The organism is Providencia sp. PROV201 (assembly GCF_028479545.1).
Taxonomy (GTDB): Bacteria; Pseudomonadota; Gammaproteobacteria; order Enterobacterales; family Enterobacteriaceae; genus Providencia; species Providencia huaxiensis.
The window spans coordinates 17,700-39,160 of the sequence record NZ_JAMPNW010000021.1 but is presented as its reverse complement, the minus strand read 5'-3'; the positions used below and the strand labels follow the sequence as shown (position 1 = coordinate 39,160).

Annotated in this window: 18 protein-coding genes; 13 read left to right on the top strand and 5 right to left on the bottom strand. The window is 41.5% G+C overall.

The features are described from left to right. Positions 1–9: 9 nt before the first annotated feature. Positions 10–669, bottom strand: coding sequence for a DUF4365 domain-containing protein (locus PR809_RS15865; RefSeq protein WP_125894568.1), 660 nt, complete (start codon positions 667–669; stop codon positions 10–12). 168 nt (positions 670–837) lie between these two features. Beyond that, entirely contained in the window at positions 838–1,794 is a 957-nt protein-coding gene (locus tag PR809_RS15860) for a tyrosine-type recombinase/integrase (protein WP_159227768.1), read from the bottom strand. A 358-nt stretch (positions 1,795–2,152) separates the two neighbouring features. Between PR809_RS15860 and PR809_RS15855 the strand changes: the two genes are divergently transcribed. The 5 genes from PR809_RS15855 to PR809_RS15835 all read left to right on the top strand — a co-directional run bounded on the left by PR809_RS15855 (position 2,153) and on the right by PR809_RS15835 (position 7,913). Continuing rightward, on the top strand, positions 2,153–2,908 hold the full coding sequence (locus tag PR809_RS15855; protein ID WP_226538019.1) for a TnsA endonuclease N-terminal domain-containing protein: 756 nt from the start codon (positions 2,153–2,155) through the stop codon (positions 2,906–2,908). After that, entirely contained in the window at positions 2,898–4,775 is a 1,878-nt protein-coding gene (locus PR809_RS15850; protein ID WP_210845556.1) for a DDE-type integrase/transposase/recombinase, read from the top strand. Before PR809_RS15855 ends, PR809_RS15850 begins: the two co-directional genes overlap by 11 nt. Positions 4,776–4,869: 94 nt before the next feature. After that, positions 4,870–5,034 (top strand): hypothetical protein, encoded by a 165-nt coding sequence (locus PR809_RS15845; RefSeq protein ID WP_210845558.1) that lies wholly within the window; start codon positions 4,870–4,872, stop codon positions 5,032–5,034. Beyond that, on the top strand, positions 5,031–6,491 hold the full coding sequence (locus tag PR809_RS15840) for an ATP-binding protein (RefSeq protein WP_144138645.1): 1,461 nt from the start codon (positions 5,031–5,033) through the stop codon (positions 6,489–6,491). The genes PR809_RS15845 and PR809_RS15840 overlap by 4 nt, the downstream gene beginning before the upstream one ends. A 12-nt stretch (positions 6,492–6,503) precedes the next feature. Further along, complete coding sequence (locus tag PR809_RS15835) at positions 6,504–7,913, top strand: TnsD family Tn7-like transposition protein (protein ID WP_165126839.1); 1,410 nt, start codon at positions 6,504–6,506, stop codon at positions 7,911–7,913. Position 7,914: 1 nt separating this feature from the next. On the opposite strand, the gene PR809_RS15830 is transcribed toward PR809_RS15835, so the two are convergent. Together PR809_RS15830 and PR809_RS15825 are read right to left on the bottom strand one after the other, a co-directional pair. Continuing rightward, positions 7,915–8,859 carry an S-4TM family putative pore-forming effector gene (locus tag PR809_RS15830; protein ID WP_144138642.1) on the bottom strand — a complete coding sequence of 315 codons (945 nt, stop codon included), beginning with the start codon at positions 8,857–8,859 and terminating at the stop codon, positions 7,915–7,917. Continuing rightward, positions 8,837–9,826, bottom strand: a complete 990-nt coding sequence (locus tag PR809_RS15825) for an SMODS domain-containing nucleotidyltransferase (RefSeq protein WP_165126842.1) — start codon at positions 9,824–9,826, stop codon at positions 8,837–8,839. The genes PR809_RS15830 and PR809_RS15825 overlap by 23 nt, the downstream gene beginning before the upstream one ends. A gap of 108 nt (positions 9,827–9,934) precedes the next feature. Here PR809_RS15825 and PR809_RS15820 point away from each other — a divergent pair, with 108 nt between their 5' ends. The 8 genes from PR809_RS15820 (at position 9,935) to PR809_RS15785 (ending at position 20,972) form a co-directional block, all read left to right on the top strand. Then, positions 9,935–10,546 (top strand): restriction endonuclease subunit S, encoded by a 612-nt coding sequence (locus PR809_RS15820; RefSeq protein WP_336298720.1) that lies wholly within the window; start codon positions 9,935–9,937, stop codon positions 10,544–10,546. Positions 10,547–10,556: 10 nt separating this feature from the next. Continuing rightward, positions 10,557–12,074 carry a type I restriction-modification system subunit M gene (locus tag PR809_RS15815; RefSeq protein WP_144138636.1) on the top strand — a complete coding sequence of 506 codons (1,518 nt, stop codon included), beginning with the start codon at positions 10,557–10,559 and terminating at the stop codon, positions 12,072–12,074. Next, entirely contained in the window at positions 12,064–13,251 is a 1,188-nt protein-coding gene (locus PR809_RS15810) for a restriction endonuclease subunit S (protein WP_144138634.1), read from the top strand. Before PR809_RS15815 ends, PR809_RS15810 begins: the two co-directional genes overlap by 11 nt. Positions 13,252–13,331: 80 nt before the next feature. After that, positions 13,332–16,628 (top strand): type I restriction endonuclease subunit R, encoded by a 3,297-nt coding sequence (locus tag PR809_RS15805; protein ID WP_144138632.1) that lies wholly within the window; start codon positions 13,332–13,334, stop codon positions 16,626–16,628. 2 nt (positions 16,629–16,630) lie between these two features. Continuing rightward, entirely contained in the window at positions 16,631–17,422 is a 792-nt protein-coding gene (locus PR809_RS15800; RefSeq protein ID WP_144138630.1) for a M48 family metallopeptidase, read from the top strand. Further along, positions 17,415–18,614, top strand: coding sequence for a hypothetical protein (locus tag PR809_RS15795; protein ID WP_166266189.1), 1,200 nt, complete (start codon positions 17,415–17,417; stop codon positions 18,612–18,614). Before PR809_RS15800 ends, PR809_RS15795 begins: the two co-directional genes overlap by 8 nt. Positions 18,615–19,666: 1,052 nt before the next feature. Further along, positions 19,667–20,464: a hypothetical protein gene (locus PR809_RS15790; RefSeq protein ID WP_048607643.1), complete on the top strand. Its 798-nt coding sequence runs from the start codon at positions 19,667–19,669 to the stop codon at positions 20,462–20,464. A 364-nt stretch (positions 20,465–20,828) separates the two neighbouring features. Then, positions 20,829–20,972 (top strand): Hok/Gef family protein, encoded by a 144-nt coding sequence (locus PR809_RS15785; protein WP_071547955.1) that lies wholly within the window; start codon positions 20,829–20,831, stop codon positions 20,970–20,972. A gap of 85 nt (positions 20,973–21,057) precedes the next feature. On the opposite strand, the gene PR809_RS15780 is transcribed toward PR809_RS15785, so the two are convergent. Then, complete coding sequence (locus tag PR809_RS15780) at positions 21,058–21,438, bottom strand: hypothetical protein (RefSeq protein WP_096864991.1); 381 nt, start codon at positions 21,436–21,438, stop codon at positions 21,058–21,060. Positions 21,439–21,461: the final 23 nt, after the last annotated feature.

Sequence of the window (21,461 nt, the reverse complement as noted above, 5' to 3'; positions counted from 1 at the left end):
TTGATGTAATTAAAATGGGAATAAACCGTAATTTTCACAGCCTAGTTCTTCTCTAGATTCTGTTGATATAATAATTTGTTTCAATTCGCTCAATAATTTTAATTGTTCAGTAATTACGTTCCTGTTTTCATTGTCAATAATATTTGTACTTGCAATTTCTTCAAATGCATCTTTCATATTGAAAATACTAATTCTTTCGATATTCACACAAGTATTAGATGCTAGATAATTAATTAACCAATTTAATTTTACTAATTTATAACAGTAAATAACACAAGTATGACCCACTCCAAATTCACCAGATAAAACATTTCTAGCGTGAAACACTAGTTCTTCATATACTTTTAGAAATGCTAAACTTTGTGACGTTTCGCGGTGATTCGTTAATAGTTCATTTACTTTTTCAATATTCGAGGATAGATCATTTTCTTCAGGGAATGTGATTGTCACTGATTCTTGTTGCTGCCAATTTTGATTTTTATTATTAAGGTGTATTTCCACATACTTTTGTAACCATATGTATTTAGTTTCATTTGATGGTATGGATGTGTAAAATATAAAAAAAGGAACGTTAAATAATAATGCGTATTTTATTGTTTTAACAGGAAAACTTAGTTTTACAGTTTTATCAAATGAACTGACAGTTCCTTTAGATTGTACAAAAAACAATCACCAGTTGATTCTTTATTATCAAAAAGCTCAATCATGAAATCTGAGCCGTAATCTCTTTCACCAATGGAACGTAACACCCAATTGTTACTGGGTATCTGATTGTGGACTATCTTTATAGCTTCAGTTTCTACAAAATGCGATTGTGATCTCATTTGTGTTATATCTCTAATAATATTGCAGATTACGTGCAGCAGCCTCTAAGCGTGTTACACCTCGTTTATCATATCGCTGTGTAGTAGCGACACTACTGTGCCCCATAGCTTCTCTGACAGTAAGTAGGTCCTCACCTAGTTCTAACAACTTAGTGGCATAGGTTCGTCGGCAATCATGCGGTGTAAATGAATCTGAGGCTGAATCTTTCACCAATTTATCAATAATATACCGTAAACCATCGGTTGTTATTCTATCGCAAGTCACATCATCATTTTTACGTATGCGGGTAAAAACTGCACCGGTATGATCCCCTCTTACAGTTTCTATCCATAAGCGAATACGACGGAGCGTGTCACTTGGCATGAAGTTAGTTCTTTCTTTGTTTCCTTTACCCATGATTTTAATGGAGTAATTATCAAAATTGATATCTTCCATATTCAACAAAGTGACTTCAGCACGGCGCAAACCACAGCCAAGCATTAATGATACAATCGCCGCATCACGTACCGAGACTGCGGTATTTATGCTATCAAGATGCTGATAAATATGCGTTATTTCACTACTACTCAGTGAACGCCCTCGACCAATACGGTTCCCTCGAATCCGGCGTATGCTTCTAATATCCTGATATGTATCACTATCTATGACTCGTGATGCTCTGGCTTCTTCAGCCACCCCTTTAATGGCACTCAATATCAAGTTGATACTATTTGGGGTCTTTTTCTCCAGTATTAATTTCTGAAGTACCAATTGAACGGCATCTCGATCTATGATGGACCAATCGAAAGTAAACGGGTCCATAGCACGAAACAATTTCACCACTGACACTAGGCAGGATCGCATTGTCTTTTGGCTTTGTTTGGAACGGAGCCGTAGCAAGTAGCTGGTTGCTGGATTGTTGGTGTTTTTCGTCATGTTATTTACATCAACAATATCTGTTACGTTGTCACGTAAAATTAACTCTCCCATCAGTGCCTCCTTGGTGCTGAAAATTGGTGTGAAAATTGTGGTGAATTCTGGTGCATCAAATAGCATCATTAACCATAAATCATAAAATAAAAAAAGTTACTACATTAAACGTATATTTAACCGAGTAAAGAGTAACACAAGGATTTATCATCCAAAAGTTAAATGTTTAGGAACAATAAAGTTTGTACACAAGCCGGAGAGTTTGTACATAAAGGCGATTTTGGAATAATAAAGTTTGACACTAAGCTATAATGACCTTTAAAACATGTGATGGATCGAGGTCATTTTGGCTGGGCGCAGAAAACTAGATTCGCTATCAGATTTCCAGCGAGCATTGAAACAGAGGTATGGATTGGGAGTGCGAGAGGCCTACAAGCCATGGCTTCGCGCCCAAGATGTAAGTTCATATGGTCACAGTGCCAAGATTCAAGGCATAAAAACTGGGCGTATTCATCACACCCTTTCTGAACATGAATCTTCGTTTTTTTATCTCGCTGAATTTTGCGACACCATCATTGATATCCGAGAACAGTTCCCTCTAATTCCTTTAGATCTATCTACCAAAATTGCTCAGGCACTGGGTGTCGACCATCCTGTCATCCCTTACTCAAAGCAAAATGAGTGGAACGTGGTGACAACAGACTTCTTATTGACCCGATCGGATGGTGCTAAACAATGGTATGAGGCTGTAAGCGTTAAACCAACTGCTAATCTCGTCAACAAGAGAACGGCTCAAAAGCTCGATATCGAGAGAGTCTGGTGGCAATTGCTCGGTATCCCCTTTCATGTTTATGTCATGTCTGAAGATAATCAGATTCAGTCAAAAAACATCCAGTGGTTCACCTCTCCTATTCGGCAAGGGTGTATACATCCAAGAGCACTGATGCATAAAGCAAAGTCGTTAGTTGGTACAGGCACATATTTAGTAGAGGACGTTTGTGAGGGGTTTATTGAGGCGCTAGATATCGATTCAGACGAATCATTGATGTTGTTGAAGAGCCTTTTAGCCACAAAACTAGTAACCGTTGACCTTAACAATTCGATTGAGGAAACAGGCTTAATCAAAGTCACACGGGTAGATATGGGTGATTCGGAGCAGAACTATGCAGGTTGAGATCAATAGCGTTTGGAGATTAGCAGGTATAGATGGTTTTGATGATGGCCTTTACCGAGTATTGGCTTGCTATCCTGATTATGCCACGGTGGTCCTCTTTCAAATTGTGGAAGGCTCAAAACTACAAAGACCAGCTGCTGTCGATTTGCCATTTTTTCTAAGACAGGCTGAAGAAGGGGCGATCAGCCCTGAAAAATACCCGAAGCCGCATTACCAATTGTCTGATGATAGAAACGTACCGTCTGATCATCTGCAAAAACGTGATAACCGCCTAGAGCAAATCAAAGGCTTGATATTGGATCCTTGGTTTCTTTTGAAGCTTGTTACGGACTCACGTTCAAGAATAGTAGCTGAACATGCCAAAAAACAGGGTGTTTATGTTCAGGCGTTATACCGTTCTCTCAACCTCTACTGGAAATATGGTCAGGAATACAATGCGCTTCTACCGGCTTATACTAACTCTGGAGGAGCTGGAAAAACGCGAGTCGCGGGTAAAGTAAAGCGCGGAGCACCAATAAGACTATCTACACCAAGCCTTGCCGCCCCGCCAAGTGTTAACACTAGCGAGAAAGATAAAACCATATTCCTAAAGGCTATGAAGCGGTTCGGAATGAAGGGTAAGAAAGTGACATTCCGGAAGGTTTATGACCAGATGTTAACGGAGTTCTATGCAAAGGAACTAATTGCCGCTGATTTGGAAGGTAGGGTAGCGCTCGTTCCTCAATATCGAGCATTTTTATATTGGATTAAAAGGCTTATTCCTCAGCAGGAGTTGATTCGGAAGCAAACATCACCTGGTGATTTTGATCGTAATCGCCGTGGTCTTCGCGGTGCAGCTACTGATCATACGGCTGTTCCTGGCAGCTGTTTTGAACTAGATGCGACTGTTTTGGATGTACATGTGGTTTCTGAGTTCCGTCGTAATCATGTGCTTGGTAGGCCAACTGTTTACTGTGTAGTTGATAAAGAAAGCCGAATGATTGTCGGCATTCATGTGTCTCTCGAGTATGCATCTTGGCGAGCTGGCCGTCAGGCGTTGGTCAACGCGTTCACATCTAAAAAGGAATACTGTGCTCGATATGGTATTGAGATTAAGGACAGCGAATGGCCATGTCATCACATACCTCAGAGACTTCTATGCGATCGTGGTGAATTTATTTGTCAGGATGCAGAAAATCTTGCAGTTCCTTTGATTGGACACCTGAGCATAGCTCCACCTTATCGAGCTGAACTCAAAGGCATAGTGGAGCATCGTTTTAACATATTAAACGAAAAGCTTATCCATGATTTGATGGGGACAACCCGAGGCCGTCACTATATTCGCGGTGATAAAGATCCAAGAATGGAAGCGGTATTAACTCTTGATGAGGTTAATGCGTTGTTGATTGATGCGGTTCTTGAACACAACAGTCAAGTTTTTGAGAGCTTAGCGGGTCAATGCAGTCTACTCATCGAGAAAGAGTTAGCACCCACTCCTATTAATTATTGGAATATCCATCTTCAAAAGCATCAACATGCCTTGAGTACACTGGACGAGGCAACCATTAGAGCGCGCCTCCTACCTGCAGATTGGGTTTCGATGACAAGCAAAGGGGTGAGGTTAAATGACGATATGTACTATGAGTCTGATCGCCCCGATTTTGAAGACTGGAAAGTCATTGCTCGCAGTGGCAGTAGTTGGCGTTTAGAAGCAAGAATAGATCAGGACAACTCTTCCTTTATCTTCGTTCGATTTAAGCCAGATGAGGGTTTCTCCCAATGTTGGCTCCGTAAAGCATCAAAATCATTTGATGAGCGTCATCACGCAGATATTTTATTTTTAAAAACTGGAAAAGCATCGTGCCAAGCCTACCGCCAAGTCTGTTGAGCGCCATCAACGCCGAAAAGAAATCACTCAAAATGCTCAAAATGAATCAGCTAAAGCGCCCCCTTTAGAATCAAAAGCTGAAAAGATAAAGGGCATGAAAGAGCGCCGCAGGCAGTCTGTCCTTGAGGCACGAGTAACGGCAAAACCGGCGGATGATATGGGTCATGCCCCCGATATGCCTGAGTTTGACAAACGCAATGACGAAAAAAGAAAGAATGTCGTCTCTCTGTTAAAGCGCAAGAAAGGTGAGTCTAAATGAATAGAGCAACTGCCGTTTATCAAAGAGCAATTCTGCCTGAGCATTGTGGTAACCCTCTAATCGAGGCTCTTCCTCCTAAATTATGTGATAGCGAGTTGGCAGAAAAACTGAGCTACTACCCCTCTTGTCACTATGAAGAGACACAGTTGGATCCGTTAGAAAGGGTTGAATATGTATCTCGCCTCAGAGAATTAAGACAGCCATTGCCTGTTTACTTAGAGGTTTTTCGGGCTGTTGAAATGGCGATAAAGGAAGGTTATTCAGCGAAGAATCCTTTGTCGCCAACCACGATGAACTTTCTACATTATTCGGGAGAGGAACGTCCAGACATAGAACCTGTCACGGGATACTTTAAGCCAAAAGGCTCTGGCATTACCGTGATTGGAGAAAGTGGAGTGGGAAAAACCTGTATGCTGGAGCAAGTTCTGGGGTGCTTTCCAGATACAGTGGAGCATTCATATTACGAAAACAAACTGCTTCCCCTGCGTCAAGTTGTATGGATAAAGGTCGACTGTCCTGATGACTCAAGTGTAAAGGGACTTTGCTATCGGATACTTGAAGAACTTGACCGAAAACTGGGCATACCACAGACGAAACCAGCAAGCACCATCGCAGCTTTGATCAGTCAAATTGAAGCAAAGATGAAATCGAGCTTTTTGGGTATTCTCGTCATTGATGAGATGCAAAACCTCAATCTAGCAAAAGCGGGAGGCGCAGATAGATTAATTGGTTTTTTGCACAATCTCGTCAATAACCTCGGTATTCCCCTTCTGTTCTGTGCCAACCCTCCGTTCAACAACCTGCTAAGCAAAACACTCAAAGCAGCGCGTCGTGCAGAAAGCAGTGGATACTTTGATGTCGAGTTGATGAAAAATGATGAAGAATGGGAGCTGTTTATCGAGGAGCTTTGGCAGTTGCAATGGACAAATGTTCCCACACCTTTGACTGATGAGCTAAGCGATACATTGTTTGATTTGTCAGTCGGCAATATGGATTTAGCGGTAAGGATATATCAGGCGACGCAACGGGCGCTAATAGGCAGTGATGATGAGGTGTTGACTCCAAGTGCTTTGAGATATGGCGCAAGTATTGTTATCCGCTTATCGAAACCAGCAGTAGATAAAATCAAACGAGACAGCAAAATTTCGGTGCTCAAACGGCGCAGTGAGTCTTCAGAACCAAAGGCTCCTGTAACGTCAGCTAACGAAAGTGCAGGTAAACCTAAGCCTCAGTTGACAACCTCAAAAGGAAAACTAGTCACCATTCCAGGCGATTTAACCAAAGCACATCACCCTGAATTTTCTGAGCGAGTAATTGAGCTAAAGAATCTGGATAACCTTTATGAGGAGATTAAAGACTTTGACCTTTTCCAGAGAGCATCGGATGCGAAGAACCCGCTTGAAATACTGAAAAAAGCAGGCGTTCTATGTGATGACCCTCTGGAGATATTCAAGTAAGTTTCGTGGAATATGGAACTGCCACCGGCTTTTCCAGATGAGCTCCTTCTAGGGCGCTTGATGCGCCACATCATATTGACAGGCGAGCCGGCGTGTTCGTTTAGTTCACGGGTATTCGGCTCCAGTCGTTTGTCTCTGCATCCTTTCCTGACAGCAGGCATATCGCGAATCGCTGAAATGTCCGGTGAAAATGCGGATAACCTGTTGGTCAGACAAACCCTTGCACCTCTGTTCTTCTTTTACTTACCTAAACATGCGAACGCACTCAAAGAGAACTTGCTCCGAGGAGATGGCGCCAAAGCCCTTCGCCATAGTCAGTTACCTTCTTTTGGCTGTGGCGGATCTTTACACTTAAAATGGTGCCCACGTTGCGTTGAGCTAGACATCCATGAACGAGGTGTTGCCTATTGGCATCGAGCACATCAAGTTCCCGGTGTAACAGCATGTTGGTTGCACCAAATACGACTTATGTCTACTGAGTTAAAAGCAAGGCAGCGGTTAAATGAAGGGTTGCCGACAGTGGTGCATTGTGATGCTCAAGCAGCGTCTGCGATGGAGATCGAGGTTGCGATATTCGGTTTCGGCCTTCTAGCCCAACTAGAGAGAACGAAACCTGGCTTTGATTTGGAGGAGAGATACCGCTCACGACTCAATGAGCTTGGGTTTATCACTCCCAATGGGAGCGTTCGAAGGAAGGAACTAATGAAGGTGTTTTCATCTGATTTGGCTATGTACCCCATGAAGGGGTCTCTGTTTCCTCGTCACCAAACTGATTATCACTACATTTCAGAATTGCTAGCAGCAGGAAAAAACTGCCACCCGTTTAGGCATCTCTTACTCGGAGCATGGTTGTTTAACTCTGCGAATAAGATGTTTCAACACACTGCACCGATTGAAGAGGTTAGCCTACATCAACCAAAAGGTTCAACGAAGGGAGCGGTTGAGCAGCGTTGCTTGAGTCTACTCAGAGAAGGTGACTCTCTTGCTGCGGTTTACAGAAAGACAGGTAAAAGCCGATGCTATTTAAAGCGTTTGGCAACAATGCATGGAATCAAACTAAATTTGAGACCAAAACAGTTAAATGAGAAGCTCAAACAGAGAATCATCAGGCTCGCTCGATTAGGTGTGCACCGACGGAAAATCTCTCAAGTTTGCCGGATCGGAATTGGTTCAATTGAACAAGTGATCGCCAGTGTTTCTGGGTTAGTTGAATGGCGAAAACAATGTCATTGGGAGTCGAAAAGGCGTTGCTGTCGAGTTCAGATTCAACGATACAGGCAAAGATATCCTGATGCTCTACGTAGTGATATTAAGGCTGACTGTAATGCGGCGTTTTTCTGGCTTTATGCAAATGACAGGGAATGGTTAGAGAATTCGCTTCCCAGACCTACCAGACCTTGTGGGCCCAGTAGGTTGGTATAGACTACTGCTTTTTGAATTCGGCTATAAGCGCATCCGTATCGACCAGCATATTCCCTTCCATGCGCTCTCTGGATGCCTTGTAAAGCCATTCAAAGATTGGCGTTGCTGACTGTCTGAAATTTTGCCAGTACCTCATGTGCTGCTCGGTGAATAGCTCCACCTCTGTGAAGTTTAGCTTGTCAGATAGAAGGTTTAACCATGTGTTATGACTGTCATTTGTTAACTGCTCGGCAATTTTCATACTCTGTTTGTTCATAAGCAATTCGTCGATAACAACCGCAATGATGGGTGTGAAAGGCCCAATTACAAAGACAACGGACTCCGGTATGGTTTGTTCTAGAAAGATCGAAACGCTAAAAGGAGCTAGGACACAAGTGAATAAACAAACCCATAGCAAATACTGGTAGCGTTTTCGAAGCTCACTTTCCCAAGCAAAGGTTGAGTAGGTCGCTACTAACTTAGCCACAGGATATGGCACACTGCTCAAGTTTGATGACCACCAAGTCTCCAGTTGCCCTCGATCTTGAGGGGCTTGTCTCTCTCGATTCGTACTTAATTCAGCAACTCGACTTTTCGGAAGCTCTAAGAGTGATGGCTTTGTACCTACCTCCATGGTTAGATGATCATGCAAACGTTGGATAGTGCATCCAAGAGATTGCCATTTTGAGACAATGTACTTGCCAAAGGTGCTTATCAGAACGAATGCCAGTAGAGGCGCAGCCGTCAAATATGAGGGGTCAAATGGTGTTTTGTGACCAGAAAAAACATAGATAGAAACGCCAGTCTGAACAACTGCCAGTAGCAGTGCTAAAGCCCAAATACAAGCCTTCCAGAACTTTGCACGATCGTAGGCGTATCGGAATGCCAATCCTGCCTCAACAGCAGGGATTGTTTTTTGATTTGCTACAACACAACTCATAGGGTTATCCATATTGTGGGAAGTCATTACCAAATACCTTACGCCACTCTCCAATTGCTTTTTTGTGATCGCCTGTGACCTCAAACTCTCGAGCTGCTAGTGCTGTATTGAAATCTGATTCCGCTTTTTGCGAAATTTTCGTCTTTTCGTCCCAAGAGAGTGTATTCAGGTTTCCCTGGATTTCTTTAGGGTCATTGACGTCCCACCAAATGTTGCTTTTTATGTACTGAAGAATGTTAATGACATTGAGATCGACGAACGGGCTTGCTTCACCTTTTTCCTCAAAGTAATTAAGCACTAAATTCTCTAGAAGATAAGATGACATTGACGGCATCGTAGCTCTGCGTTGCCAATACTTTATTGCTCGGATCGCGTTAAGGACATGGCCACCACATTGCTGATTGATGTCGGAGACGCGTTGGCGATCTAGTCTAGGGTCTGTTTTTATCCAGTTTCCCGCCCCATCAGGAATGATATAGAAGGTCTTTCCTTGGGCATCCTCGGAAGTGAAAAACGCCGGAACAATATCAAAGTTCCAGTCATAGCTAGAGAGCTTGAGAGTCGCTGCATTCTGGTTGCGATGTGTCTCTGCCTTGTCGTACTGGCTCAGATCAGCCAATTTGCTAACAAAGTGATTGATGATCTTACGCGAATTGAGTCGATATGAACTGTCATGGCGAAAGTTCTTATACTCAGGGGATTCAGTCGGCGTATTGATATACACAGTGCCGTCCAAGCTCTCTTCCCAAGTACATCCATTCGCTGACAGAGTGAAAATCATATCAATATCATCCAAGGGACGAATTTTGGTTCTTCTCGCAAAAGAACCAAAATTGACGTCTTTGTCGCTGTATAGCGGAAAGAAATCAGTTAATCCTTTTACTTGTCTTTTCAAATAATCTCGACTAGACCGCGCAGTGATCGTTTTCTTACTATCAAGATTGACGCTGTCGGCCATAAACTGGTTAAACGCAGAATTTACAGTTGTTGGCATATTCCCTCCATATTTTTAATGCATCAAATATAATGATGCGTTCTTTTTTCTAGATTACGTTGACTTTTCGAAAGGTGTCAATCATTATTTGTTGCATCATTCACTGTGATGCAATTTGCCATGATGGTTAAGTTAGAAGAAATCGCCACAATCAGAGCGGGTCATCCTTTTAGGGGAGCGATCCAGGAAGTTGATAACGGAAATGGCTATGTTATCCAGACACGTGATCTCGCTGATGACGGCCAAATTGCCTGGGAAAAGTTGGTTCAGACCAACGTCTCTGGACGAAAAGAGCCGGAATGGTTGAAAGCGGGTGACGTAATTTTTGCTGCCCGAGGTATCAAGAATCTTGCATCAGCGATATCTGGAGAAATGCTAGACCAGCTTGAGCTACCAGCCGTTTGTTCGCCACACTATTTTCAGATCCGTCTCGCTCAGAACGTGAAACTACTGCCAGAGTTTCTGGCTTGGCAACTCAATCAGTTGCCTGCACAGCGTCATTTTCAGCAGTCTGCGGAAGGTTCAGCACAAGTGAGTATTCGACGAACTGTTCTAGAGCAAACACCTGTGATGATTCCCCCGCCTGAGACGCAACGCAGAGTGCTTGCGCTTAGCCAAAGCGCGACCAGAGAAGAGCAGATATATCAGCAATTAATCGAGCTAAGGCGTGCAGAAATGCAGGCTATCGCGAATCAAGTTTTAACCGGAAAAATAAAATAAGAGATAAACAATGCCAAATACCCCAATCAACCAAGATGAAATCAACAAAGCCGTCTGGTCGGCGTGCGATACCTTCCGTGGCACCGTAGATCCATCCATCTACAAAGACTTCATCTTGACCATGCTGTTCTTAAAATACATCTCAGATGTACGCCAAGACAAAGTAGAAGAACTCACCACTCAGTTCGGTGACAACAAAGATATGGTTGAAGCCATGCTTGCCAGCCAATCATTCAAAATTCCCGCAGGTTCAACATTCTGGGATTTGTATGAAGCACGTAATACCGCAGGTAACGGTACTCGCATTGACCAAGCGCTGCACGCGATTGAAGAAGCCAACGGCACCAAGTTAAAAGGCGTGTTCCAAGACATCAGCTTCAACACCGATAAACTGGGTGATGAGAAGCAAAAGAACGACATTCTACGCCACCTATTGGAAGACTTTGGTAAGCCAACCCTAAACCTGCGCCCTAGCCGTGTTGGTTCGCTGGATGTGATTGGTAACGCCTACGAATACCTGATCAAACATTTTGCCGCAGGCAGCGGAAAATCGGCAGGTGAATTCTATACCCCGCCAGAGGTGTCGGATCTGCTTTCTATCATCTTAGAGCCACAACAAGGCGACAGCATTTGTGACCCTGCTTGTGGTTCAGGTTCACTATTGATGAAGTGTGGTAAGCAAGTTCAAAAGAATTTTGGCGGTTCTAAGCAATACGCCCTGTTTGGTCAAGAAGCCATTGGCTCTACATGGTCATTGGCAAAAATGAACATGTTCCTGCATGGTGAAGACAACCACCGTATTGAATGGGGCGATACCATTCGTAACCCTAAACTGCAAGATAGCAACGGTGGCTTACTACACTTTGACGTAGTAACCGCAAACCCACCGTTCTCGTTAGATAAATGGGGACATGAAGACGCAGAAAGCGATCACTTTGGTCGTTTCCGCCGTGGTGTGCCACCAAAAACCAAAGGCGACTACGCTTTCATCTCGCACATGATCGAAACCCTAAAGCCAGAGACTGGTCGTATGGGTGTAGTTGTGCCACATGGTGTGCTATTCCGTGCATCAAGTGAGGGCAAAATCCGCCAACAATTGATTGAAGAAAACTTGCTAGATGCAGTGATCGGTTTACCTGAAAAACTGTTCTTTGGTACGGGTATTCCTGCTGCGATCTTGATCTTCAAGAAGAAGAAAGACACCAATGATGTGATGTTCATCGATGCTTCGCGTGAATTTAAGTCAGGCAAAAACCAGAACGTACTGACACAAGAGAACATCGACAAGATCGTGAAGACTTACCGTAGCGGCGACAACGTGGATAAGTACGCGTATGTGGCAACCCTCGATGAGATCCGCGAGAACGACTACAACCTGAACATTCCTCGCTACGTGGATACGTTTGAAGAAGAAGCGGAAATCGATTTGATGGCAGTACGTAATGAGCGTTTGGCGCTACAAACTGAACTTGCTGACCTAGAAGCAGAAATGGCAGGCTACCTAGAGGAGTTGGGTTATGGTGCCTAATGGGTGGCAAAAAGTTAACCTTAAAAGTTTGCTTTCTACAACAATAAAAAACGGGTATTCCCCAAATGCTGTAGAACAAGAAACAGGATATGTTGTTCTTGGTCTTGGTGCGTTAACCGACAATAAACTTGATGCAAGAAATATCAAAAATGTAGAAGCAACAGAGCAGGTACTGAAGTCCCAACTTAGCCACGGTGATTTCTTAATAAGTCGCTCAAATACACCAGATAAAGTTGGTCGTTCTTGCATGTTCCGAGGAGAGGTAGCGAATTGTTCTTATCCTGACCTTATGATGAAGTTTCGTGCCAATGAGGTTTTTATTGAACCTGTATTTTTAGAAATTTATCTTCAATCATCACGTACAAGACAATATTTCCAAAACTGTGCCGCTGGGAGCAGTAGCTCCATGGTGAAGATTACTAAGTCTGTTGTCGAGAAGGCTCCAGTTCTGCTCCCACCACTCCTAGAACAACGCAAAATTGCCCAAATCCTTTCTACATGGGATCGCGGGATTGCAACCACAGAAAAGCTGATTGATGTCAGCAAGCAGCAGAAAAAAGCCTTAATGCAGCACCTGTTGACGGGTAAGAAGCGTTTGATTGATCCTGAAACGGGTAAAGCGTTTGAGGGGGAGTGGGAAGAGGTTAAGTTAACAGAATTGTGCAAAATTGGAACAGGTAAGAAAGATGCAAATCATGGCTCTTCAAGCGGCAAATATCCTTTTTTCACTTGTGCAAAACGACCAATTTTGAGTTCTTCTTATTCCTATGATTTTGAAGCACTATTAATAGCTGGCAATGGCGTCATAGGTACAACTCACTATTACAAGGGCAAATTTGAAGCTTATCAACGAACTTACATTCTTAGTGAGTTTAGAGCTGTATTCGTAGCTTATTTACACCATTGGATAAACTTTTACTTGAAGAGAGATGTAGACCGAGAAAAGCAACATGGAGCAATGCCATATATCAAAGTAGGAATGCTGCAAAACTTTAAAGTTAAGTTGGGTAGTTATTCTGAACAACAAAAAATCGCCTCAGTTCTCACTTCTGCCGACAAAGAAGTCGAGTTATTAGAAGCCAAGCTTGCACACTTCAAGCAAGAGAAAAAGGCGTTGATGCAGCAGTTGTTGACAGGAAAAAGAAGAGTCAAAGTTGCTGAAACCGAAGCCGCTTAACTAACGCATCTTTTGACGACCGATACAGGGCTTGTTTAGCAAGCCCTGATTAACAATAAGAACAATGTCATAGGCTAAGTATGGAACCATTATCTTCTAGTGAACCTAAGCATCACGCACCGAATTTCAAAGAAGAGCAAAGTGCAAAAATCCCAGCGTTAACTTTGCTCACCAACCTTGGTTATCAGTTTATTCCGCCGAGTGAATGCATGGCGATGCGTGGCAACAAAACCACCGTAATTTTGCCGCAGGTGTTACGCAAAGTATTGAGCTTTAAAACTTATTCATTCATGGGTAAAGAGCGCCATTTATCGAAAGCTGCAATTGATAAAATCGTACAAGAACTGGCTAACCCTGCTATGAATGAAGGGCTAAAAGCGGCCAATGAAAAGCTCTATAACGCGTTAACTTATGGCATTAGCGTAACGGAATTTGTCGAGGGTAAAAAAGCCAACCCAACCATTCAAATCATCGATTGGGACACGCCTGAAAACAACCAATTTCATTTCACCGAAGAGATGGAAGTTGATAACGCCCGTGGTACAGGTAAACGCATTCCTGATGTGGTCTGTTTCGTTAATGGCTTGCCGTGGGTGGTGATAGAGGCCAAACGTCCTGATAGCAGCATCAATGGCAAACCCACCATCACCGAAGGTATTTCGCAAAACATCCGCAACCAAAAAGTAGATGAAATCCCTCATCTGTTTGCTTACAGCCAACTGTTGTTGTCCATCAATGGTCATGATGGCTTATACGGTACGTGCGGCACACCTGAGAAGTTCTGGGCGAAATGGAAAGAAGAAGAAATCACCGAAAGCACCTTTGAACGCCTTAAGAACACGCCACTGAATGACGCGCAACTGAATGCGATTTTCAGCCATCGCACGCCAGCAATCAAAGACGAATATCTATCACTGATTGCAGGCGGTGATTTGGTGGTGACAGACCAAGACCGCTTATTGGTATCCTTGTTGCGCCATGACCGCCTACTAGAGTTAACCCGTCTATTTACTCTGTTTGATAAAAAAGCAGGCAAGATCGTTGCGCGTTATCAGCAAGTATTTGGCATTAAAGCTTTAGTGGAACGCATCACCTCTTTTGATGACAAAGGCGCACGTAACGGCGGTGTGATCTGGCATACCACAGGTTCGGGTAAGTCTTTCACGATGGTGTTTTTGTCAAAAGCCCTGATTTGGCTTAAAGCGTTAGCGAAATGCCGCGTTGTGGTTGTGACCGACCGTGTGGATCTAGAAGATCAGCTTGCTCGTACCTTTGCTTCTGGTGGCGCACTGTCAGATAAAGACAAAAAAGAGGCAATGGCAACCACAGGTAAACGCCTTGCAGAGCAAATCGGTAAAGGCAATGAGCGTATCATCTTCTCGATCATCAACAAGTTTGGTACAGCGATTAACCTACCGGAATGCTACAACGATAGCCCAGACATTATCGTATTAGTGGACGAGGGGCACCGTAGCCAAAACGGTGAGAACAACATTCGAATGCAGCAAGCCTTGCCGAAAGCCGCTTACATCGGTTTCACAGGTACACCACTGCTGCAAGACGATAAAACCGAGAACAAGTTCGGTAAAATCATTCACTCTTACACCATGCAGCAAGCCGTCGAAGATGGCACCGTTACCCCTTTGCTTTATGAAGAACGTATTCCCGATCTGAGCACCAACGACAAAGCCATTGATGCATGGTTTGACCGCATTACCGATATCCTATCAGAAAAGCAACGCGCAGACTTAAAACGCAAATTCGCTCAAAAAGGTCAGATTTACCAAACCGAAGGGCGTTTAGAGTTAATTGCGCACGATATTTCGGATCACTTCCAAAACTTCAAGCAGCAAGGTTTGAAAGGTCAACTGGCGTGTGATTCTAAAGCCTCTGCAATCCGTTATAAGAAGCTACTCGATCAAATCGGCAAAGTCACTTCAGTGGTTGCGATGTCGCCACCCGATACCCGCGAGGGACACGATAACGTCGATAATGAAAGTACCGATCTGGTGCAAAACTGGTGGAAAGAGAACGTCGCACAAAAAGGTTGGGCAGACGAGAAAGCTTACACTAAACACATCATTCAAGAGTTTGAAAAAGATGAAGGCCCCGACATTATGATCGTGGTCGATAAGCTGTTAACGGGCTTTGATGAGCCTAAAAACACCGTGCTCTATATCGACAAGCCGTTAAAGCAGCACAACCTGATTCAAGCTATTGCACGGGTTAACCGCCTGCACAGCAAAAAGCAGTTCGGTTATTTGATTGATTATCGTGGCATCCTCAAAGAGCTGGACATCACCATTGAGAAGTACCAAGACTTGGCTGAACGTACCCAAGGCGGCTTTGATATCGACGATCTCAAAGGCTTGTATAACCGCATGGATACCGAGTACAAGAAGTTGCCAGGTTTGTATGATGACCTTTGGGCCATTTTTTCTGATGTGAAGAACAAGCAAGACGGACAAGCACTTCGTCAGGCTTTGGCACCAAAAATTGATACCATTGATGGTCAATTAACCGATACCAACTTAAAGCTGCGTAATGATTTTTATGGTGCGCTGACCACGTTTGCTAACTGCCTAAAGGTTGCCCTGCAATCGGCGACGTACTTTGAAGATAAGAGCTTCGACAATAAGCGAGAACTATATAAGAGTACGCTGAAATCCATGAGTCAACTGCGCCAACAAGTACGCGCAGATGCAGAAGAAACCGTGGACTACGACGAGTATTCGGAAAATATTCGCGCCATGTTAGACAAGCACATTGCGGGGGTCTCGATTGAAGAACCCGAAGGCGCTTATCTGGTTGGTAACATGGGTAAAGATGCCAAACCAGAGCAAATGACCGATGATGAGGCTAAAAACAAAAAGGATGTCATCACAGGTCGTGTAACCAAGATGATTGAGCAAGATTTGGCAGATGATCCGTATGCCCAAGAGTATTTCTCAAACTTGTTAAAGCAAGCTATCGAGAAAACCAAGGAGATGTTTGATAGCCCAGTTAAACAGTATCTTCTATTCGCGGACTTTGAGCAGCAGGTTAAAGACCGTGATGTGGCAGGTTTACCAACGGATCGCTTTGCAGAGCTTGACCCTAAAATAAAACGCCATGTTCAAGCTTACTATGGACTGTTCTTAAAAGTGTTGGGAGAGACGTTGCCTCTGAGTGAAGAGCAATGCTTTCAGTATGCGTTAGACATTGATGGTATTGTGCGTAAAGCCGTTGCTGAGTTTTCAATTAACCCATCGGAGATTGAAAACCAAATTCGTTTAGGACTGCTGCCACTGCTGTTTAATGATGTTGGTATCGACAAAGCGCAAGCCATTATTACGGATGTTATTCAAATCACTCGCCTTGGCTTATCAGGTCACTAAGTATGACTTCTGTTAACCATAATGAAGGCAATGTCGAGGAATACAGCTTCATCTATGGTGATGAAGCTGTTACCTATGAAGTGATCCGCAAGGTATTTGCTTTAGATAAAAACGGTGAAGCTAAGAAAAAGAAAATCACCATTCGAGTGCATCCAGATTGCCGAGTGGCTGTTACTGCGCCTCAAGATGCTGAAAAATCAGCAATCCATGAGGCGGTCATGCAACGCGCTCAATGGATTTGGAATGCACTGGTCGAGTTTCGATCTCACTTAGAATATGTGCAAACCAAACACTATGTGAGTGGTGAGATGCAGTTCTATCTAGGCCGTCGCTATGTGTTAAAGGTGGTAGAAGACAGAGATGCCATTTCCAACGTGAAGATGGAACGAGGCAAGTTGTTAGTTACACTCAACCGCTTTAACGAAGATAAGCCAAAGCTAGTTAAAGCGCTGCTATCTGGTTGGTATGGCGTTCGTGCAGAGCGCATATTCCATGAACGTTTAGCTGAGCTTCTGCCACAAGCAACGTGGGTAGAGGGCATCCCATCATTTCGCATTATGCCGATGCAAAAACAATGGGGAAGCTGCTCAGCCAAAGGTACGTTGATGCTCAACCCTCACCTGATCAAAGCACCCAAAGAGTGCATTGATTACGTAATATTGCATGAGCTCTGCCATATTGCGGAATACAACCATAGTGAACGCTTCTGGCGATTGTTAACCAGCGTGATGCCGAACTGGAAAGAAGTGAAAAGTAAGCTCGATGGAATGGCGGAGTTGTATTTGAATGAGTGATTTTCATCATGGTTTTGGTCCTATGCCTGATGAATCGTTAAATAGTTTTATTTATAGAGTTCTACGGAGAAGTGGCCATAGGTGTTTTCACTCAATTCTAATGGCTGGAGGATGGGGGGATAAGCCAAGTGTACCCTTATCAGCAAAGCATGAATTTAAGTTCCTTGACCGATATCTTAAACTCGATCTATATGAGAGGACGTTTAGGCAGGAAAAGAACCAAGTTTCGATCTTTTCTAATCCAATCAGTCATGTGAATAATCTTAATAAGACATTTTCTCCAACAAAATATGTGAAATCTTGTGGGAATACTATTCAAATTAAATTCTGCCGAAAGTGTATTGATGTGCAAATAAAAGAATCTGGGTTCTCATACTTTAAATATGAGTGGCTATATGAAGATTTTTGCAAAGTCCATCAAAGTATTCTTCATGCTATTGACTCAAGAGTAAGCAGGAAGGAAATATTTGAGGTCGTACAATATATATTGTCTGGAAACTGCGTCGATAGGTTTCTTTGCAAAACATTGGATGGTTTTTATGCATATACAAGTTGGCCTCTGAGCAAATCCGAAATAAAGTTTGCGCCATGCGTTAAACCATTACTTATCAATCACTTTAAGTCAAAAAGCACTTGCTATCATAATGGTTATACAGAATTGGTGGATTATGGTTATCTAACGAATAAAGAGCGTCAGGCTACTATCAAACATAAGCGATCTGAAGAAATAAAATTTTCATTGGAAGAGTACTTGGATTTCTATTTAGAATTTGATTATGAATCAATTATTGAGTTTCTGAAAGAGCAATTAAAATTACAGTCATTCTCCTTAGCTAAAGCTAATCTTCATAAGAGAATATATAAAGTTTGGAAAGATCGAAAATCTAACTGCTCACTCTGTAAAATTAATATAAACTTTGGTGAAATGTGTCCAGTGGCTGAGCAGTCTCAAGTTTACTTCAAAAAAGCAGTTTCTATTTTAGATGTACATATACCACCAAGAAATATTTGTGAAGATAAACTATCTGAGATGATTGATAAAGTTTATTCACATCAAGAGAATATAGGTGTTAGAGATGGTGAGATTCTAGTAAGGAAAAATATTGAAAAATATGAATTACACTCTTCTTATGGAGGAGAGAAAGCATATAATGAATACGTATCAAAGGTTTTGAGAGATTTAAAGTTTTGAATATTTCCTCTTTTGATAATGTAAGCGATGTTTTTTATGTAATTACAAGTTGTAAACAACCCAAATATATAGCGTCAATTGGTCATAAGTTTAGTAGTGGACTTGTAAAGAGGTGCTGAATAATCTTGGAATATAAGATTGTATTGGTCTTGGCTATCAAGAAGAAAAGTAACTCGAATATGCTCCACGTTGCCAGTAGTAAGAATAGATCTTAGCCATCCAGCTATCGACGTATTCAGCAGCGCTCCACAATTAATGAACCAAATCCAAGCTGGCCGCTTATCGTTTTGAATAATATTTAGTAAGTGAGTTGTATACTGGTCTTCATCTAACTTTAGAAGATCAATATAGGCCGTATCTGCACCCAGTTTGTGATTAATCCGATTGTATCTGTCTTGAAAATCTTTACTACAGTTCATAGACAGTGTGTGCAATCTCATCATACCCAACTGCCAATATCCATGGACTAAGCGCTCAGTCGAGCCTACAGGCCAATTTTCAAAGTTTGGCGCGAACGGTAATGAAGTTGTTTCGTATTTCATATGTAACTACTCAATGTCTATAAGCTACCACTGTAATGACTTTTCTTTGAGAGTAGCAAAAGTAGGTGTCGGCCCTTCATAAAACAATGTATTTAGGCTAACAATCTCAATTTATTATGATATCAGTTGAACTGTGGTAGTGTGATTCGCTGGTCAATGGGGACCATGAGCAGAGCTAGCCTACATCTACAAACTTAATACGAGTAGTGTATAAACTTTATTGTTCCAAAATGGCGTTAGTGTACAAACTATATTGTTCCGATACATTAAAACATAGATATTATTGCAAATATAACAATACTCGGTGATATATTGCACATTATTGATGATTAAAATCCATAATGTAACTTGTATTATGAATTTGTGGGTAGAAAGTAGGTTTAATACACTGATTAGTGATTTCCTTTTTTTGGTAATATCAGAATCAATTGAATAGCTACCATGTAGCTATAATTATAAATTTTTATAATTCTATAAGTGCTAATTTATAGTAAAAATAAAGGAAAAAATGTGAAAGCCAATAAATTAATTTTATTTGCAGTCTTATCATTGAGTATCACACATATCCAAAATGCGATTTCCGCTGAAAGTCAAATGTCATTTTCACTATCAGAAATTTGTAAAGCAGGATTATCTACCATATATGATCGTGATATAGATATAATGCAATCGACGGAAATTTCAAATAATATCAGTAGAATTAGATACATAAGAAGCCAAGATGGTAAACTCTTTTCATATCTGTGTAGAAAAGAGTCAACAAACAGACTAAGTTTCTTTGACGAAAACTTACCCAATGCTCGTTGGTATGGTGCTGATCTGTCTGAACCACAGATATTTTTCTCTACGGCAAACAATGTGCTAACTATAAGAGATGTTGTTAACGGAGAAACCTTAAAAACATATATATTTAGTAGAAATGATTTTATTGACAAGAAGGAAACATCTAAGGATGAAATGGATAAGATAAACATCTGGCTAGATGAGTACATAACCAATTCATTCAATAAAACTAATGCGTGGGATGTTAAATATATTGGTGTTACACAAACGATGTCTAGTCCGGTTAATACTTATATGCTAAATTTTGATACCACAGATAAAAAGTTACTCTCTCTTAAAAATGCAGATGTTGATGCGTTTGCTTTTGAACAAAACATATCAAGAATATCTAAATGGAAGAATAGCTTTTGTACAAAAGAGATTTCAGATTTTATGATTAAATATAGCATTGATGTGCTACACTCAAAAATATCTAATAACGGAGAATTACAATTCATCTCTACTTGCTACAAAGGTAGCTATTAAGGTTTATTGAAAGGTATTAATAACATGTGGGTGTAAATAAAATTATACCCACCACTAATATATGGTGATTTCATAGAATATTTAAATATATAATTGATATTATTCAATTCAAGTTAGTATGAGCCATTTATATTAAAATACTTAAAGAAATATCATAAAAACAAACAAATATTATTAATAATAAATAGTATTGCAATTAATAATAATCTGCTAATATCGTTTTGGGTGCTTGAATCATTTTGGTTCGAGCATTGATACGAGCCAAAAAGACGAAAGCCCCGAATCAGGTATAACCCTTAATTCGAGGCAGTCTACAAACTTCGCAATTTGATTCTGTCTCCTTTTACTCAAGGAGTCAAGAGAAATGAGCAAATTTGCCCTGATTGGGCTGATTGCTGTGTGCATCACAGTTCTGTGCTTCTCATTGTTAATGCGTGATCGCTTATGTTCACTAAATTTCACAAGCGGAGGCACAGTGGTTCAAGCTACGCTATCTTGTGATAAGTAATGTTGCTCTTGTGGGGGGAAACCCCCACATTTTCTCTTTTATAGATTACGAAGGATTGGTGATACAAGCACCCTTTTTCGGTTAGCTATGGTTCACTCTTTTTGCTATCAATCATACCACTTTCGTTGAATAGATAGATAAGCCAGTATATTAAATATAATGCTGTTGTAATCATGCCTATATTGATCATTAATAATCCGAATCGCGGTGTATTATTAATATCAAACAGTAAATCATCCCTGATAAAATAGCTAGAGAGTAAAAATACAACTGATATACCAGAATAACCAAATGCCAATTTGAATAGTCTTGATTTCGATTTAGCGAAAATCATTATTAAAATTATAAAAAACAAAACATAATCATTTACTGTGAAAATAACATCTAAAATAGAGCTTAATGATGATATAGCATTATCTAAAGGAGTTTGATTACCTGTTGCTGTGTGTAGTGTTTCATTTTCCATTCTATCCCATAACCCTTATAATT

Coding starts and splice junctions, on each gene's coding strand:
- PR809_RS15860 (WP_159227768.1), bottom strand. CDS start 1,794: ATGGGAGAGTTAATTTTACGTGACAACGTAACAGATATTGTTGATGTA.
- PR809_RS15850 (WP_210845556.1), top strand. CDS start 2,898: ATGCAGGTTGAGATCAATAGCGTTTGGAGATTAGCAGGTATAGATGGT.
- PR809_RS15845 (WP_210845558.1), top strand. CDS start 4,870: ATGAAAGAGCGCCGCAGGCAGTCTGTCCTTGAGGCACGAGTAACGGCA.
- PR809_RS15840 (WP_144138645.1), top strand. CDS start 5,031: ATGAATAGAGCAACTGCCGTTTATCAAAGAGCAATTCTGCCTGAGCAT.
- PR809_RS15835 (WP_165126839.1), top strand. CDS start 6,504: ATGGAACTGCCACCGGCTTTTCCAGATGAGCTCCTTCTAGGGCGCTTG.
- PR809_RS15830 (WP_144138642.1), bottom strand. CDS start 8,859: ATGACTTCCCACAATATGGATAACCCTATGAGTTGTGTTGTAGCAAAT.
- PR809_RS15825 (WP_165126842.1), bottom strand. CDS start 9,826: ATGCCAACAACTGTAAATTCTGCGTTTAACCAGTTTATGGCCGACAGC.
- PR809_RS15820 (WP_336298720.1), top strand. CDS start 9,935: ATGCAATTTGCCATGATGGTTAAGTTAGAAGAAATCGCCACAATCAGA.
- PR809_RS15815 (WP_144138636.1), top strand. CDS start 10,557: ATGCCAAATACCCCAATCAACCAAGATGAAATCAACAAAGCCGTCTGG.
- PR809_RS15810 (WP_144138634.1), top strand. CDS start 12,064: ATGGTGCCTAATGGGTGGCAAAAAGTTAACCTTAAAAGTTTGCTTTCT.
- PR809_RS15805 (WP_144138632.1), top strand. CDS start 13,332: ATGGAACCATTATCTTCTAGTGAACCTAAGCATCACGCACCGAATTTC.
- PR809_RS15800 (WP_144138630.1), top strand. CDS start 16,631: ATGACTTCTGTTAACCATAATGAAGGCAATGTCGAGGAATACAGCTTC.
- PR809_RS15795 (WP_166266189.1), top strand. CDS start 17,415: ATGAGTGATTTTCATCATGGTTTTGGTCCTATGCCTGATGAATCGTTA.
- PR809_RS15785 (WP_071547955.1), top strand. CDS start 20,829: ATGAGCAAATTTGCCCTGATTGGGCTGATTGCTGTGTGCATCACAGTT.
- PR809_RS15780 (WP_096864991.1), bottom strand. CDS start 21,438: ATGGAAAATGAAACACTACACACAGCAACAGGTAATCAAACTCCTTTA.